At 70.3% G+C, this 15,654-nt stretch carries 16 protein-coding genes; 6 read left to right on the top strand and 10 right to left on the bottom strand.

From position 1 onward, the window contains the following. Nucleotides 1–100 precede the first annotated feature (100 nt). Nucleotides 101–508, bottom strand: coding sequence for a hypothetical protein (locus tag ABIE19_RS03380; RefSeq protein WP_354087708.1), 408 nt, complete (start codon nucleotides 506–508; stop codon nucleotides 101–103). A 136-nt stretch (nucleotides 509–644) separates the two neighbouring features. Continuing rightward, the gene (gene rpsD / locus ABIE19_RS03375) at nucleotides 645–1,262 is read right to left on the bottom strand and encodes a 30S ribosomal protein S4 (RefSeq protein ID WP_354087707.1); all 618 of its coding nucleotides are present in this window, start codon (nucleotides 1,260–1,262) and stop codon (nucleotides 645–647) included. 284 nt (nucleotides 1,263–1,546) lie between these two features. Here rpsD and ABIE19_RS03370 point away from each other — a divergent pair, with 284 nt between their 5' ends. Next, the gene (locus ABIE19_RS03370; protein ID WP_354087706.1) at nucleotides 1,547–3,034 is read left to right on the top strand and encodes an amidohydrolase family protein; all 1,488 of its coding nucleotides are present in this window, start codon (nucleotides 1,547–1,549) and stop codon (nucleotides 3,032–3,034) included. A gap of 25 nt (nucleotides 3,035–3,059) precedes the next feature. On the opposite strand, the gene ABIE19_RS03365 is transcribed toward ABIE19_RS03370, so the two are convergent. Both ABIE19_RS03365 and ABIE19_RS03360 read right to left on the bottom strand, forming a co-directional pair. Beyond that, the gene (locus tag ABIE19_RS03365) at nucleotides 3,060–4,028 is read right to left on the bottom strand and encodes an MBL fold metallo-hydrolase (protein WP_354087705.1); all 969 of its coding nucleotides are present in this window, start codon (nucleotides 4,026–4,028) and stop codon (nucleotides 3,060–3,062) included. Between the two features lie 58 nt (nucleotides 4,029–4,086). Continuing rightward, nucleotides 4,087–4,701 (bottom strand): superoxide dismutase, encoded by a 615-nt coding sequence (locus tag ABIE19_RS03360; RefSeq protein ID WP_354087704.1) that lies wholly within the window; start codon nucleotides 4,699–4,701, stop codon nucleotides 4,087–4,089. Nucleotides 4,702–4,875: 174 nt separating this feature from the next. Between ABIE19_RS03360 and ABIE19_RS03355 the strand changes: the two genes are divergently transcribed. Then, a complete protein-coding gene (locus tag ABIE19_RS03355) occupies nucleotides 4,876–5,082 on the top strand; it encodes a hypothetical protein (protein ID WP_354087703.1) in 207 nt (68 codons plus the stop codon). 363 nt (nucleotides 5,083–5,445) lie between these two features. Here ABIE19_RS03355 and cckA read toward each other — a convergent pair whose 3' ends face one another. The 4 genes from cckA to fliQ all read right to left on the bottom strand — a co-directional run bounded on the left by cckA (nucleotide 5,446) and on the right by fliQ (nucleotide 9,722). Further along, nucleotides 5,446–7,497, bottom strand: coding sequence for a cell cycle histidine kinase CckA (gene cckA, locus ABIE19_RS03350; RefSeq protein WP_354087702.1), 2,052 nt, complete (start codon nucleotides 7,495–7,497; stop codon nucleotides 5,446–5,448). 114 nt (nucleotides 7,498–7,611) lie between these two features. Beyond that, the gene (gene flhB / locus ABIE19_RS03345; protein WP_354087701.1) at nucleotides 7,612–8,688 is read right to left on the bottom strand and encodes a flagellar biosynthesis protein FlhB; all 1,077 of its coding nucleotides are present in this window, start codon (nucleotides 8,686–8,688) and stop codon (nucleotides 7,612–7,614) included. Continuing rightward, nucleotides 8,681–9,451, bottom strand: a complete 771-nt coding sequence (fliR, locus tag ABIE19_RS03340) for a flagellar biosynthetic protein FliR (protein WP_354087700.1) — start codon at nucleotides 9,449–9,451, stop codon at nucleotides 8,681–8,683. Before fliR ends, flhB begins: the two co-directional genes overlap by 8 nt. A gap of 7 nt (nucleotides 9,452–9,458) precedes the next feature. After that, the gene (fliQ, locus tag ABIE19_RS03335; protein ID WP_354087699.1) at nucleotides 9,459–9,722 is read right to left on the bottom strand and encodes a flagellar biosynthesis protein FliQ; all 264 of its coding nucleotides are present in this window, start codon (nucleotides 9,720–9,722) and stop codon (nucleotides 9,459–9,461) included. Between the two features lie 140 nt (nucleotides 9,723–9,862). Between fliQ and ABIE19_RS03330 the strand changes: the two genes are divergently transcribed. From ABIE19_RS03330 to folE, 4 genes are all read left to right on the top strand, one after another. Further along, nucleotides 9,863–10,645: an APH(3') family aminoglycoside O-phosphotransferase gene (locus ABIE19_RS03330; protein ID WP_354087698.1), complete on the top strand. Its 783-nt coding sequence runs from the start codon at nucleotides 9,863–9,865 to the stop codon at nucleotides 10,643–10,645. 98 nt (nucleotides 10,646–10,743) lie between these two features. Further along, a complete protein-coding gene (locus ABIE19_RS03325) occupies nucleotides 10,744–11,739 on the top strand; it encodes an OmpA family protein (protein WP_354087697.1) in 996 nt (331 codons plus the stop codon). A gap of 104 nt (nucleotides 11,740–11,843) precedes the next feature. Next, on the top strand, nucleotides 11,844–12,905 hold the full coding sequence (locus ABIE19_RS03320) for a hypothetical protein (RefSeq protein WP_354087696.1): 1,062 nt from the start codon (nucleotides 11,844–11,846) through the stop codon (nucleotides 12,903–12,905). A 45-nt stretch (nucleotides 12,906–12,950) separates the two neighbouring features. Next, nucleotides 12,951–13,538, top strand: coding sequence for a GTP cyclohydrolase I FolE (gene folE, locus ABIE19_RS03315; RefSeq protein ID WP_354087695.1), 588 nt, complete (start codon nucleotides 12,951–12,953; stop codon nucleotides 13,536–13,538). Nucleotides 13,539–13,545: 7 nt separating this feature from the next. On the opposite strand, the gene ABIE19_RS03310 is transcribed toward folE, so the two are convergent. Further along, nucleotides 13,546–14,280 (bottom strand): prephenate dehydrogenase/arogenate dehydrogenase family protein, encoded by a 735-nt coding sequence (locus ABIE19_RS03310; RefSeq protein ID WP_354087694.1) that lies wholly within the window; start codon nucleotides 14,278–14,280, stop codon nucleotides 13,546–13,548. Next, on the bottom strand, nucleotides 14,277–15,614 hold the full coding sequence (locus ABIE19_RS03305; protein ID WP_354087693.1) for a dihydroorotase: 1,338 nt from the start codon (nucleotides 15,612–15,614) through the stop codon (nucleotides 14,277–14,279). Before ABIE19_RS03305 ends, ABIE19_RS03310 begins: the two co-directional genes overlap by 4 nt. Between the last annotated feature and the right edge of the window lie 40 nt (nucleotides 15,615–15,654).

The raw sequence follows: 15,654 nt of genomic DNA, 5'->3' as shown, positions 1-15,654 counted from the left end.
GGTACAGGAGACTAGGTCTCTCCCCCTAAGGGACAACCCTTAACCCCCCGTCGTCCGACATGGCTAACGAAGCCTTGCCGGAACCGCCCGGGAACCGAGATCAGGAATGCGGCTGCGTCCCCTCGGCCGGGCGCATCAGATAGGGGTTGTTGACCGAGACCGACGAGCCGGGAGCGATGCCCAGTTCCTCGAAGGTCCATTCCAGTTGCACGCCCTCGACGTCCGGCCGATCGCAGCGATCCTCGTCCAGGCGGCGCAGGGTGATGACGGTGGTGTCGCGCAGCCGGGTGATGAAGGGCTTGACGTCCGCCTTGCTGGTGCAGCCGTTGGAGCTGACGCGGAAGACGGCCAGGTCGCGGGTGAAGGCGGCGGCGTGGATCGGCTCCAGCTGGCCGGGCATGCCGGCGGTGGAGACCCCGGGGTCGCGCGTCGCGCAGGCGCCCGCCAGGCCGGCGACGGCGGCGAGGGCGCAGCAAGCAAGAGCGCGCGGGGCGAGAAGTCGTCTCATGAAGGCCTTCCGGGGCGGATCGACGCCGCCCGGACAGAATGCGCTGCTTCTCTCCCCAGGGAAACAGCGGTCTTGATAAGAAAGAAGCCCCGGTTTGCGCCGGGGCTTCCAACACTGTCTTCGTCGTACGCCGCGATTAGGAGGCGTAGTATTCGACGACCAGGTTCGGTTCCATCTTCACCGGATACGGCACGTCCGACAGTTCCGGAATACGGACGTAACGGACCGAGAAGCCGCGGTCGCCCAGTTCCAGATAGTCAGGGATGTCGCGCTCGCCCGACTGCTGGGCTTCGAGCACCAGAGCCATGTTGCGCGACTTTTCCTTGACCTCGATGACCTGGCCCGGCTTGACGCGGTACGAACCGATGTCGACCTTCTTGCCGTCGACGGTCACGTGACCGTGGCTGACGAACTGGCGAGCGGCCCAGACGGTCGGCACGAACTTGGCGCGGTAGACGATGGCGTCCAGGCGCGATTCCAGCAGACCGATCAGGTTTTCCGAGGTGTTGCCCTTGCGGCGAGTGGCTTCATCATAGATGGCCGAGAATTGCTTCTCGGTGATGTTGCCGTAGTAGCCCTTCAGCTTCTGCTTGGCCTTCAGTTGCAGGCCGAAGTCGGAAACCTTGGACTTGCGGCGCTGGCCGTGCTGGCCCGGGCCGTACGAACGCTTGTTGACCGGCGACTTGGCGCGGCCCCACAGGTTTTCACCCATGGCGCGATCGAGTTTGTACTTGGCGCTATGGCGCTTGGACATAGGTCACTCTTCTATGCGGATGCGGCCCGGCCCCTCCCCGATTGGAGCGGCGATCTCAACGGCGGTCCACGCATCGTCCGTTATCAACATCGCGCCTCGGGCCGGAACCCGATGCGAGAAGGGCGGGCTTATGACCGGCATAGGCCTCGGAGTCAATGTCGGCGGCCTTTTCGCCCTGTTCGCCCTGGTTCGCATTGTCGCATGACAGAAAGGAAACTTGAGCCGGGCGCCGCTCCCGTGTTGTCGGCTGGGCCATGATGCGAATCCGGGGGAACAGGCGCGGCATGGCGAAGAGGATCACGGGAACGGCCCCGACCGCAATTCTGGCGGCGGCGCTGGCGCTCCTGGCGGGCGGACAGGCCGAGGCGCGGGAGGCGACGACGCCGGCAGCCCTGGCGATCACCGGCCGGATCATCGACGGCGGCGGCGGCGCGCCGATCGAAGGGGGACGGGTCGTGGCCGTGGACGGCATGATCGCCTGCGTCGGGACGGCGGCCGCCTGCCCGATCCCGGACGGCGCCCAGGTCGTGGATGCGGGCGCGGGCAGCGTCATGCCCGGCCTGATCGACCTGCACGCCCATCCGCGCCCGCACTATTACGGCTGGTTCCTGGCGGCCGGGGTGACGACGGTGCGGTCGGCCAACACCGACCTGGCCATGGTCCGCGCCCTGGACGCCATGCCCGCGCCGCGCGCGCGCCTGGTCTGGGCCGGCCCCATGCTGGACGGGGACAAGAGCATCATCAGGCGCTTCTATCCGGAGGCCGCCCCGGACGCGCCCTCGCCCGCCCGGCCCGCCGACGGGCCATCGCTGGAGGGAATAGAACTGCTGATCGCCCAGACGCCGGACCAGGCCGTCGCCGCCGTCGACGCCCTGGCCGCAGGCGGCGCCCACTGGGTCAAGCTGTACGAACACCTGCCGCCCGACGCCTTCGCCGCCGCCGTCCGGCGCGCGCGGGAGAAGGGCCTGCCGGTCATGGCCGACCTGGGCATGGCCTCGACCCGGGGGCTCGACGGCGCCGAGGTCGACCTGATGCAGGCGGCGGCCCTGGGCCTGGACAGTCTGGAGCACGTCGGCGGCGCGGCCCTGGCCTATCGACGGCTGGGCGGCGACCTGGAGGCCGAGACCCTGGACCCGGTCCTGATCGACCGGATGGCCCGCGCCCTGCTGGCGTCGGACACGGCCCTGGTCCCCACCCTGTCGGTCTTTCATTTCAACGCCGACGACGCCCCGCCCCGCGAAGCCCTGGCCGGCCTGCCCCTAGCCGAGGCCGCAGGGACGGTGCGCGACGGGCTGGAGCAGCAGTGGCGCGGCGTGCACGGGCATTTCCACGGCGACCCGGCCCATAACGGCAAGGCCAGGCTGGACGCCCGCATCGGCGCGGCCGTGACCCTGCGCCTGGCCGAACTGGGCGGCCGGGTCGGCGCGGGATCGGATACGCCCGCCGGCGCCTACAACCTGCCGGGCGGGGGCCTTCACCTCGAACTGGAGCTGATGACGCGCGCGGGCCTGACCCCGCTTCAGGCCCTGTCGGCGGCGACGGGAACGGCGGCGGACATCCTGAAGCGCCCCGACATCGGCCGCATCGCCGTCGGCCGTCGCGCCGACCTGGTCGTCGTCGACGGCGACCCGTCGCGCGACGTCCGCGACACCCGACGCCTGCGCCGGGTGATCCTGGACGGCCGCGTCCTGGACCCCCAGGCCCTCCAGGCGGACGCCCTCGCCGACGGCGAGACGCGGCTGGCGGCCCTTATGGCCGAGGAGACGGACTAGGCGACGCCGAGCGCGGCGGACGCGATCAGCGCGGGGCGGCGACCTCGGGAACCCAGACGTAGGCTTCGCCCTTGCGCTCGACGCGGCCCAGGCCCGGGAAAGGGAAGTGGACGCCGTAGTAGCGCAGCCCCTCCGTCGCGCCGCGATTCAGCAGGCCGCGGCGCGTGGCGGCGGCGGCGGCGGCGGCCCGATCCCTGTCCCAGACATTGGCCAGGTCCGGACGCTGCACCGAGATGATGGAGCTATGCAGGGCGTCGCCGAAGTAAAGCAGGCGCTCGCTTCCTGACACGATCTCATAGCCGGTGTGGCCCGGCATGTGCCCGTCGAGGGCGACGGCGCGGATCGAAGGCGTCGCCTGGGCGCCCGGCTGGAAGGTTTCGACCTTGGGCGCGATGGCGGCGATCAGGGGCCCCGCCCCCGCCTTTTCCGCCCCGGCCTGGGCGGCCGTCCACTCCGGCGCGCTCATGCGGATCACGGCCTTGGGGAAGGTCAGGGCGCCCTGGGCGTTCACCAGGCCGCCGACGTGGTCGCCATGGGCGTGGGAGATCAGCACGTCCGTCACCTGCTCCGGCTCGACGCCCGCGGCGCGGAGCGAGGCGACCAGGGTGTTGGCCGTGCCCATCTGGCCGCCGGCCCCGGCGTCGAGCAGCACCACGCGATCCCCGTCGCGCACCAGCAGCGGCTGGACCGACAGGTGGACGGCGTCGGCCGGCGCGCCGGCGGCGGTCAGCAGGCCCGACACCTCGGCGGCGGGGGCGCCCGCCTCGACCCAGGGACTTTCGGCGATCGGCACGACCAGTTCGCCGTCCCGCAGGGCCGCGAGTCGGAGGGCGCCGACCGTGAAGGGATGGACGTCGGCCGAAGCCGCAGCGGGCGCGGCGTCGGACGGCGATGCGGTCTCGCCCGACGGCTCGGCCGGACGCTGGCAGCCCGCCGCGCCGATCAGGGCCGCCAGGGTCAGGCCGGCGGCGGCCAGTTTGAAGGTCGGCGTCATGGAAGGCTCCCCGAAAAGAAAAACGCCCCGCCGGCGGTCCGGCGGGGCGTGGTCTGCATCAGCCCTTGGCGGCTTCGTACAGTTCGTTGACCTTGTTCCAGTTCACCACGGACCAGAAGGCCTTCAGGTAGTCCACGCGGCGGTTCTGGTACTTGAGGTAGTAGGCGTGCTCCCAGACGTCGGCGGCGAGCAGGACGGCGCCCTTCTCGTCGGCCAGGTCCATCAGCGGGTTGTCCTGGTTCGGGGTCGAGGTGACCTTGAGCTTGCCGTCCTGGAGGATCAGCCAGGCCCAGCCCGAACCGAACTGACCGGCGCCGGCGGCGTCGAAGTCGGCCTTGAACTTGTCCAGACCGCCCAGTTCGGCGTCGATCTTGGCGGCCAGCTCGGCCGAGGGCTCGCCCGTCTGGCCCTGCGGCGCCAGCAGTTCCCAGAACAGGCTGTGGTTCCAGTGACCGCCGCCGTTGTTGCGCACGGCCTTCGGCAGCTTGGACATGGTCGCGAACAGCTCTTCCAGCGACTTGCCCTGCAGGGAGGCGTCGGCGTCCACGGCCTTGTTCAGGTTGTCGACATAGGTCTGGTGGTGCTTGTCGTGGTGGAAGGTCATCGTCTCCTTGTCGATGGCCGGTTCCAGCGCGTCGTAGGCGTAGGGCAGCGGGGGCAGGGTGAAGGCCATGGGAGCTTCCTCTTCGGGGTTTTGAATCGTCTGCCCCCTATCTAGGGCCGCGAACGAAAGACCCAAGCCTTAAAGGCCGACTTCCTTCAGTTTTTCCCAAATGGGAACGGGGGAAGGGGAAAAACCGTTCTTCAGGATCGTTCCAACGCCGCAAACGCGGCGCAGGAGGTCTTCGTGCCCGACCGCACGCCCCATGATCGCGCGCCCCGCAGCGCGACGGTGCTGACCGACGAGGAGGTGGAGGTGCTGCGCCTCCAGCTGCTGGAGCTCGCCCCGCGCCTGACCCGCGCCCACCTGCTGGACCTGGCCGACACCCTGCACGACATCGTCCGCGACCGCCGCGACGCGGAGACGCCCTCGTTCGACCCGAGGGAGGTCTAACGCTTTTCCTCCCCATTCATGGGGAGGTGGATCGGACGCGCAGCGACCGAGACGGAGGGGGCGACGCCGACGTCGGTCGTCATAGGCGCCGAGAATTTTCCACGTCCCGCCGCCCCCTCCACCACCTTCGGTGGTCCCCCTCCCCGCTAGCGGGGAGGATAGGAAGCGCCGACCCAACTCCTCCCCCGCCTGCGGGGGAGGGGGACCGCGGAGCGGTGGTGGGGGCAAACCACAGACGCCGACGTCGGCCAAGCTTCCACCGAAGCCCCGCCCGAACCTGGAAACCGTCGCCCGATCCTTCGCCCCCTCCACCACGCTTACGCGCGGTCCCCCTCCCCCGCTGCGCAGGGGAGGAGAAGAGGGTTATTCCGCGTGGAGTTCCTGCTTCACGCGTTCGGCCAGGGTCTTGATGTCCAGGGGCTTGGGCAGGAAGGAGACGCCGGTCTCGTCCTGGAGCAGGTCCGAGAAGTCGCTTTCCGCATAGCCCGAGATGAACATGACCGGGGCGTCGCCCAGGAAGGGCCGCGCCTTGCGCAGCAGGGACGGGCCGTCCAGGCCGGGCATGATGACGTCGGAGATCAGCATGTCGATCTGGCCCGCCCATTCCTCGGCCAGGATCAGGGCCTCCTCGCCGTCTGCGGCCTCGATCACCTCATAGCCGCGCTGGCGCAGCAGGCGGGCGGCGATGCCGCGCACGGCGGCCTCGTCCTCGACGAACAGGATGCGGCCGGCGCCCGACAGGTCGCGCGGCGCCTTGACGATCTTCTCGACCACCGGGGCCTCGACCAGTTCCTCGGCCGAGGCGGCGGGCAGGAAGATGCGGAAGGCGGCGCCGGCTCCGGCCAGGTTGGACACGGTGATGTGGCCGCCCGCCTGCTGGGCGATGCCGTAGACGGTGGCCAGGCCCATGCCCGTCCCCTCGTTCACCGCCTTGGTGGTGAAGAAGGGCTCGAAGATCTTGTCCAGCAGTTCGGGCGGCACGCCGGGGCCGGTGTCCGACACCTCGATCAGGGCGACCTCCTGCGGGGCCTCGCGCCAGCCCAGGTCCTGGGCCTCGGCGCCGGTCAGGCGGCGGGTCTTGATGGTGACGACGCCCGCCCCCGGCTCGACCACGCCGCGCATGGCGTCGCGGGCGTTGACGGCCAGGTTCATGACCGCCGTCTCCAGCTGGCTCTTGTCGGCCAGGACCAGGGGCAGGTCGCGGCCGTAGTCGGTCTCCAGCCGCACGTCCTCGCGCAGCAGGCGGCGCAGCAGGACGGCGAACTCGCCCACCAGTTCGCCCAGGTCCAGACGCTCGCGCCGCACCGTGGACTTGCGCGAGAAGGCCAGCAGCTTGCGCACCAGGTCGGCGGCGCGGATGGCCGTCTGCCGGATCTCGTTCAGCCCCTCGTAGGAGGGGTCGCCGACCGGGTGCCGCTCCAGCAGGCCGCTGAGCTGAAGCTGGATGGCGGTCAGCAGGTTGTTGAAGTCGTGGGCCACACCGCCCGCCAGCTGGCCCACGGCCTGCATCTTCTGCGCCTGGGAGAGCTGCAGCTCCATCGACTTCTGGCCGGTGACGTCGAACAGCCAGACGCGGCGCTTCTGGCCCTCGGGCGCGACATAGAGGTGCAGGCTGCGGTCCGGGTGGGCGCGGGCGATCAGCTCGATCGGGCCGGATGAGCCCGCCTCCAGCTTGAGCCGGGCCTCGGCCACGCCGGTCGGGTCGAACAGATGGCCGAAGGCGGCGTCGCCCGAGGCGGCCGGGCCGGTCAGCAGGGACAGGGCGGCGTTGGGCTCCTCCGCCCGGCCCGAGAACAGGTCGTCCCCGGCGATGACGGCCGAACCGAAGGGGGCGCCGGCGGCCATGGCCCGGGCTTCGCCGTTGACGCGCGCCGGGGCGACCGGCGCGGCCTGGGGCACGGGCAGGACGGCGTCGGGCGCGGCGCGGACCAGGAAGCGCCCCTGCCCCGCCTCGCCGATCAGGACCTCCTTCTCGCGCGCGCCGATCTGGACGATGGCGCGGCCCTGATGGCCCTCGCGCGCCTGGGCGAAGGCCATGTAGAGGGCCTGGGCCGACTTGCCGCGCGGCAGGGCGGTGACGGCGCCGTTCTCCTCGGCCCAGGCGCCGTTGTAGGCCAGGACCTGACCGGACGGCCAGACCAGGGCGGCGGGCTCGGCCATGGCGTCCAGCATCTCGACCGCCGTGTCGCCGTGGGCGCGCCGCACCTCGGCCCGGCCGAAAGCGAACAGCCAGATCAGGGCCGTGGCCCCCGCCGCGAAGATCAGGATCAGCCCCGGCGCGGTCAGGGCATTGGCCCGGAAGGCCGGATAGACCATGGCCGCGACCGCCAGGGCGAAGCCGAGGGCCATCACCACCAGCAGGGGGTCGAAGGTGGGCCGGCGCGTCGTCGCGGCCTTCATCCTGGGAGCAGTCATGGCGTCTCGCCCGCGCGAATCAGTGACGGTCAGCATAGCGGCCCCCGTGTCCGCGCCCTAACGCCCCTCTTCTCCTCCCCCGCAAGCGGGGGAGGAGTTTAAGCCGCCCCGCCCTCACCGGCGTTTCCGGCTCTGCATGACGAAGCCGATGATCCTGGCGGCGGCCTCGAAATGTTCGCGGGGGATGATGTCGTCCACCTCGACCGCCGCATAGAGGGCGCGGGCCAGGGGCACGTTCTCGACGATGGGCACGTCGTGCTCCTTGGCCACTTCGCGGATGCGCAGGGCCAGGGCGTCGACGCCCTTGGCCACGCAGACGGGGGCGCCGTCGCCCTGGTCCGGTTCGTAGCGCAGGGCGACCGAATAGTGGGTCGGGTTGGTGACGATGACGGTGGCGGTCGGCACGGCCTGCATCATGCGCTGGCGGCTGCGCTGCATCCGGATCTGGCGCAGCTTGGCCTTGACGTGGGGATCGCCCTCGGACTGCTTGAAGTCCTCTTTCATCTCCTCCTTGGTCATCCGCATCTTCTTGGCGAAGCGCATCCTCTGCCACAGGTAGTCGGCGCCGGCGGTGAAGCCCAGGAAGACCAGGGACGAGATCAGCAGGGCCGCCGCCAGATCGCGCGAGAAGGGCAGGATCATCGCCGGGCTCATGGCGGCCAGGTTCTCCAGCTCCCGCGCATGGGGCTTGAGCACCCACCAGCAGACCGCGCCGATGGCCACCAGCTTCAGGAAGGTCTTGATGAACTGGACGATCCCGTCCGGGCCGAAGATCCGCTTGAAGCCTTCCAGCGGGTTCACCGCCGACCACTTGGGCTTCAGCTTCTCGGTGGTGAAGAGGAAGCCCGACTGGGCCAGGTTGCCGCCCACCCCGCCCAGGATGACCGCCAGCGTCAGGACGGCCAGGAAGGGGACGACGGCCCATACGGCGCGCATGCCGATCTCGACCCCGGCGCCGGCCTCCAGCCCGCCCAGCATGGCGTGGGGCTCGGCCAGGAAGGGGACCAGATGCTCGGCCATCTGCTGCGAGAAATGGCCGCCGCCGATCAGCAGGACCGCCGCCGCCCCCGCCAGGGACAGTGCCCCGGCCACGTCCTGGGACTTGGCGACGTCGCCCTTCTTGCGCGCCTCCTCGAGTTTGCGTGGGGAGGCCTCTTCTGTTTTCGACTCGGGATCGGCGCCGTCAGCCAAGGGCGCCTCCCGCGAAGACCCGCGCGGCTGCGCGGTATCTGTCGATGAAGACCGTCCCCATCACGCCGAGGCTGAGGGCGAAGATCGACAGGCCCAGGATGACGCTGAGCGGCGCGGCGGCGAAATAGACCTGGAAGGCGGGCATGACCCGCGCCACCAGGCCCGAGGCCAGGTTGAAGATCAGGGCGAAGACCAGGACCGGCGCGGCCAGTTGGACCCCCAGCATGAAGCTTTGCCCCAGGGTGCGCACGGCCAGGGCGGCGAAGTCGCCCGCGATCAGGGGCTTGGCCGGGGCGATGGCCTCATAGGAGCCCAGCAGGCCGGCGATGAAGAGGTGATGGGTGTCGGTGGCGAAGATCAGCGTCACCCCCAGCAGCATCAGGAAGGCCGACAGGGTCGAACCCGGCTGGGCCTCCAGGGGGTTGGCCGTCTGGGCGAAGCCCAGGGTGGTCTGGACGGAGACGATCTCGCCCGCCGTGGTCAGGGCGGTCATGAAGCTGCGCAGGATGGCCCCGATGGCCAGGCCGGTCAGGACCTCGCGGATGATCCATCCCGCCATGCCGCCCAGGGTCGGCGGCAGGGCCGGAAGCGTCCCGCCCACCAGGGGCCAGAGCACCAGGGCCAGAAGCAGGGCCAGGGACAGGCGCACGCGCGGCGGCACATAGGACTCGCCTATGCCCGGCAGCATCATCATGACGGCCCCGACCCGCGCGAAGATCAGCCCGCCGGCCCAGACCTGTTCGGCGGTGGCGTAAGGCTCCATCCGACCGCTACATCCCGGCGATGCGGGCGGCGATCTCGCGCATGAAGCCGCCCAGGAGGGCGCCCATCAGCGGCAGGAACAGCAGCAGGGAGACGAAGATGGCGATGATCTTGGGCGCATAGATCAGGGTCTGTTCCTGGATCTGCGTCAGGGCCTGGAACAGGCCGATGCCGACGCCGACCACCAGCCCGACCACCAGGACGGGCGCGCACAGCTGGATCGTCAGCCAGATGGCGTCACGACCCACATCCAGAACTTCGGCGCCGCTCATCGACCACTCCCGGGAACTGGGCAGAAAATGCCGGGATGATGGTTAACAGGTCGTTTAGACACGGCGCGGATTCACGGCTGGAAAGGCGGGCGGGCGGCGCCTAACTGACCTGTCCGATCCATATCAGAGCGCGCCCGCGAATGACCGACCTGCCCGAGTTGCCCGACGACCTGGCGTCCCTGCTGGAAGGCTATGATTCCGTTCCCGACCGGAACGGCCGGTCCAGCGCGACCGTCCTGTTCCTGGAAAGTCTTGAGCGACCGCCCCTGGTGCTGAAGATCGAGCCGCGCGCTGAGGTCGAGGAATTGCCGGACGAGGCCGAACGCCTGGCCTGGCTGGGCGGCCAGGGCCTGCCCTGCCCCGAGGTCCGGGTCTTCCGGCGGACGCCGACGCACAACCTGCTGCTGATGACGCGCGTCCCGGGCGAGGACCTGTCGGCGACGGGCGAGCGGGACCCGCGGGCCTGCGTGCTTCGCCTGGCCGACGCCCTGCGGCGGCTGCACGCCCTGCCCGTCGCCGACTGTCCCTTCGACTATCGCCTGCCGCGACGGCTGGAGGCGGCCGCCGCCCGCATCGCCGCCGACGCCGTCGACCTGGAGGACTTCTACGAGGACAGAACCGACGAGACGCCCGCCCAGCTTCTGGAGCGCCTGCGCCGCGCCCCGCCGACCGAAGAAGACCTGGTCGTGACCCACGGCGACGCCTGCACCCCGAACTTCGTCGTCGAGGGCGAGCGCCCGGCCGCCTATATCGACTGCGGCCGCCTGGGCGTCGCCGACCGGCATCAGGACCTGGCCCTGGCCGCGCGGACGATCGAATCCGACCTGGGCCCCCAGTGGCTGGCGCCCTTCTACGCCCGCTACGGCGCGCAGCCCGATCCGGCCCGGATCGAATTCTATCGCCTGATGGACGAGTTCTTCTGATCCCGTCCGGTTGTCCGGCGGCGCGTCACATGATTGATAAGGCCCCCGGTTAGAGGACGGCCGCACCGCCTCGATGTCCCGCCTGAAGGATGGCCCCCATGAAACCCTTCCCGCGTCTCGCCTCCGTCCTGACGATCGTCGCCGCGACGGCTCTGCTGGCCGCCTGCGACCGCAAGGCGGCGCCTGAAGCGACCGAGGCCGGAGCCGCCCCGGCCGAGGGCGCGCCCGCCGCGGCCGCCCCCTTCGACGTGAACGCCCTTCCCCTGTCGACCGCCGCCCTGGGCGACTTCCCCTATCTGCGCCTGCCGGACGGCTACAAGACGCTGAACAGCGAGGATCAGGCCTTCGCCGACTTCCCCTTCTGGACCGGCGCCCGGTTCCAGATGGTCGAGGGCCGCGTTCACCAGACCCAGATCACCAACGACGACGGCAAGACCTTCTCGCGGCTGGAGCTGCTGCGGAACATGGAGCACGCCCTGCAGACGGCGGGCGCCGTGCGCGTCTTCGACGGCCAGATTCCCAGCGCCGACGCCCACGCCCTGCCCGAGGCCGTGCAGCTGGCGGCCCTGAACGGCATCGGCGACATCTACAACGACCCGTCGCAGACCTGGGTCCTCCGTCAGGCGGACCGCACCGTCTGGATTCACCTCTATGCCGGCTCGCAGATGGGCTCGATGGCGGTGGTCGAGGCCAAGGCCCTGACGCCGACCGCCGGCCTGCTGCCCGCCGGCGAACTGGCGCGCAAGATCGCCGCCGACGGCCGCGTGGCCGTGCCGGTCGAGTTCGCGGTGGACAAGGCCGACATCCTGGACGCCTCGCGGCCCCAGATCGACGCCATGGCCCAGCTTCTGAAGGACGAGGCCGCCCTGCGCCTGTCCGTGGAAGGCCATACCGACAATACGGGCGCCGCCGACCGCAATCGCGCCCTGTCCGAGGAACGCGCCCGCGCCGTGGTCGCGGCCCTGGTCCGCCAGGGCGTCGACGCCAAGCGCCTGCAAGCCAAGGGCTTCGGCGCCGACAAGCCCGTCGCCGGCAACGACAGCGACGAAGGCCGCGCCCGCAACCGCCGCGTCGAGCTGGTCCGCCTGCCCTGATCCGGATCGGCTCGCCGGCCGCTCCTGGCGGCCGGGACGGTGGCTGACGGGGTGTTCGAAAACACCCCTTCGTCCCCTGCCGACGCCGATGCTAGCGTCGCCATATGGGCGAGAATCGACAGAAACCGGCGCTGACCGGCGACCTTCCCGCCCTTCTCGAAGCGCTGGCGGACCAGCTCGACCAAAGACGGCCGTCCGCCGACCTCGTGGACCGGGCCGTCTCGCTGCTGGAGAACAGCCATCTCGGCCGGTTTGTCGAGATCGACCGGCAGGTCCGCGACCTCGGACGCCTCTATCGCCATCGCTATCGCTATCTGCCCGACGACCGGGTCGGCGGCTGGCTGCGCCGTCTCGTCGGGTCGGACCGGAAGGTCGGGCCGGGCGACGACATGGCTCAGTTGAAAGCTCAACCGGCTCTCGCTCCGATCTTCCTCAGCCATGCGGACGGCCGGGTGCGGGAAGCCGCCCTCGATCAACTGACCGAGATCAGAAGCGCCTATGTCGTCTGCGCCCTTGCCCTGCGGTTGAACGACTGGGCCGGTCCGGTGCGCTATGCCGCGATCGAATGCGCCGATCGGCTGCTGGGGGCGACGCCTCCGGACGTGCTCGCCCAGGCGGCGATGGAGATCCTGCCCCGCCGCCACGCCTGGTCTCGCGGCGACAAGGCCCTGTTGCGACTGGACGTCGCCCTTGCCCGCCCCGACGTCGTGCAGGCTCTGGTAGATCATCTCGCAACCGCCCCGACCGGCCCGGGCCTGCGCCTTCTCGCGGAGATCAGCCGCACGGAGGTCGTCGACCCCTGGCTTGAACACCTGGCCGTCAACGCCGCCCAGCCCAATGTCCGCGCCCTCGCCTATCGCTTCCTGATCGAAGGCGAGGCCGTATGGCCGGAAGGCTTCACCCATGTCTGGATCGACAAGACCTACGGCGTGAAGCGCAGGGTTCGACGCTACGGCCGCCGCCCCCTCGGCATCCCGACCGACCGGCGGCGTTGGATCGCCGCCGGGATCAGGGATCGAGCGGCCTCCGTCCGCCTCGAAGTCGCCGACGCCCTGATCCGACACAGGCGCGACCTGCCCGCTCCGGCCGAACTGGCCAGCCTGTTGAGCGACGACAGACACCCCGGCGTCCGCCTGCGCGCAAGGTTCGTTTTGGACGACAACTGATCAGACGGCTGGATTGATCGGCTGGTCCGGCTATATGGACAAGCCATGACCGACCACGCGCACAAACCCGCCGTTTCCCAGGAAGAAGCCGAAGCCGCCGTCCGCACCCTGATCCGGTGGGCGGGCGACAATCCCGAGCGGGAGGGCCTGATCGAGACGCCCAAGCGGGTGGCCAAGTCCTATCGCGAGCTGTTCCAGGGCTATGAGGTCGAGCCGCGCGACTATCTGGAGAAGACCTTCGAGGAGGTCGGCGGCTACGACGAACTGGTCGTGCTGAAGGACATCCGCTTCGTCAGCTTCTGCGAGCACCACATGCTGCCCGTCGTGGGCAAGGCGCACGTGGCCTATCTGCCGACCGACCGGGTCGTCGGCATCTCCAAGCTGGCCCGGGTGGTGCGCGGCTATGCGCGTCGCCTGCAGATCCAGGAGAAGATGACCTCCGAGATCGCCCACGCCATCCAGGAGGTCCTGCGCCCCCACGGCGTCGGCGTGGTCATCGAGGCCGAGCACAGCTGCATGACCATGCGCGGCGTCGACGTCCCCGGCGCCAGCCTGTCGACCAGCTGCCTGCTGGGCACGGTCCGCGAAGACCCCCGCACCCGCGAGGAGTTCCTGAGGCTGGTCCGGGGCTGAGGCGGCCTCAGCCGTCCAGTTCGGCCCGCGCCTGTTCGGCCAGGTCGAAGAAGCGGCGGCGGACCTCGGCGGCGTAGGGGTTGTCGTGCTCGATGGCGCGGAACACCGCCGCGCTGTCGTGGCGGACCATGTCGACGCCCTGCATGACCCGCTCGAAGCTGGTCGTGGTCATCCGCGTCGGCAGGGGCTCCATGGCCAGAAGGACCTTGGCGATCAGGTGGGTCAGGCCCTGCACCGTCGCCGCCTCGCGGTCGTGATCCTCCGGCGTCACGACGAAGACCTTCAACGCCAGCGCTTTGCGGCAGAAGGCGGCGACGCGCCGGGCCGCCCGGTCGCCGCGCACCGGACAGACGGCGATGCGCAGGCCGGCGATGCCGTCCTTGCCGCTCTGGGGGCCGAACAGGGGATGGGTCCCGACGACGGCGACGCCTTCCGGCAGGCCGTCCAGCATGACCTGCGCCGGCTTCACCTTCACCGAGCCGACATCCAGGATCAGGGCGCCGGGCGTCACATGGGGCGCGATCGCCGCGACCGTCTCGGACAGGACGCCGACCGGCACGGCCAGCACCACCGTCGGGCAGGCGGCGGCGTCTTCCAGCGTCGTCAGCCGCGCCAGCCCCTCGCCGTCGTCCGCCGCCGGATCATGGGCGAGGATGTCGAACCAGGGCGACAGATGCCGGGCCGTCAGCCGCCCGAAGGCGCCGAAGCCGATCAGGCCGAGCCGGGGCTTGGGGCCGCTCACCCGGCCAGGGTTTCCTGGAAGCGGACCGGGCGGCCGTGGGCCTGGCCGATCAGTTCGCCGTCCTTCATCACCACACGGCCGCGCACGATGGTGGCCACCGGCCAGCCCGTCGCCTCGAAGCCGTCGAAGGGGGTCCAGCCGCAGCGCGTCGCCTGCTGGTCGTGGCTGATGGTCTTCTTCGCCTTCATATCGACGATGGTCAGATCGGCGTCATAGCTGACGGCCATCCGGCCCTTGTTGGCCGTGCCGAACACCCGTTGCGCCCCGCCCGAGGTCAGGTCGATGAAGCGTTCCAGCGACAGACGGCCGTTCGCCACATGGGTCAGCATCAGCGGCACCAGGGTCTGCACCCCCGGCATGCCCGAGGGCGAGGCCGGATAGGGCTTGGACTTCTCTTCCTTGGTGTGCGGCGCGTGGTCCGAGCCGAGGACGTCGGCCACGCCCTGCTGCATGCCCCACAGCCACAGGGCGTCGACATGCTCCTGCGACCGGATCGGCGGGTTCATCTGGGCATAGGCGCCGAGCCGCTCATAGGCCTCGGGCGCGACCAGGGTCAGGTGCTGGGGCGTGATCTCGACCGTGGCGACGTCCTTGTGGAAGCGCAGGAACTCCATCTCGTCCCGCGTCGTGACGTGCAGGACGTGGATGCGGGCGCCGGTCTCCTTGGCCAGACCGACCAGGCGGCGGGTGGACATGATGGCGCTTTCGGCGTCGCGGACTTCCGGATGGCTGGTCCAGTCGCCGGTGCGGGCCAGGTTGCGACGGTCGGCCAGGCGGTATTCGTCCTCGGAGTGGAAGGTGGCGCGGCGGCGCACGTTGGACAGAACCTTGCGCACCCCCTCGTCGTCGGCGATCAGCAGGTCGCCGGTCGAGGCGCCCATGAAGACCTTGACCCCGCAGCAGCCCGGCAGGCGCTCCAGCTCCGCCAGGTGCGCGGCGTTCTCGTGCGTGCCGCCGACGTAGAAGGCGTGGTCCGTCCACATCCGGTCCCTGGCCCGCGCCAGCTTGTCCTCCATGGTCGTCGGGTCGGTGGTGTTGGGATTGGTGTTCGGCATCTCGAACACGGCGACGACGCCGCCCAGGGCGGCCGCGCGGCTGCCCGTCTCCAGGTCTTCCTTCCATTCCAGGCCGGGTTCGCGGAAGTGGACTTGGGTGTCGATGACGCCCGGCAGGACGGTCAGGCCGGTCGCGTCGAACACCTCGCCCGCCGAGGCCTGGGACAGGTCGCCGATGAAGGCGATGCGGCCGTCGATGACGCCGACGTCCGCCTTGCCGCGTCCGGCGTGGTTGGCGACTTCGCCGCCCCGCACGATCAGGTCATAGGTCTGGGTCATCGGCGCATCTCCTGAGGTCGTGCGCTTATGCGCGCCGGAC

This window comes from Brevundimonas faecalis (assembly GCF_040549405.1).
Taxonomy (GTDB): domain Bacteria; phylum Pseudomonadota; class Alphaproteobacteria; order Caulobacterales; family Caulobacteraceae; genus Brevundimonas; species Brevundimonas faecalis.
Note: the sequence above shows the minus strand (reverse complement) of the source record. Positions and strands in the feature narration are given on the sequence as shown.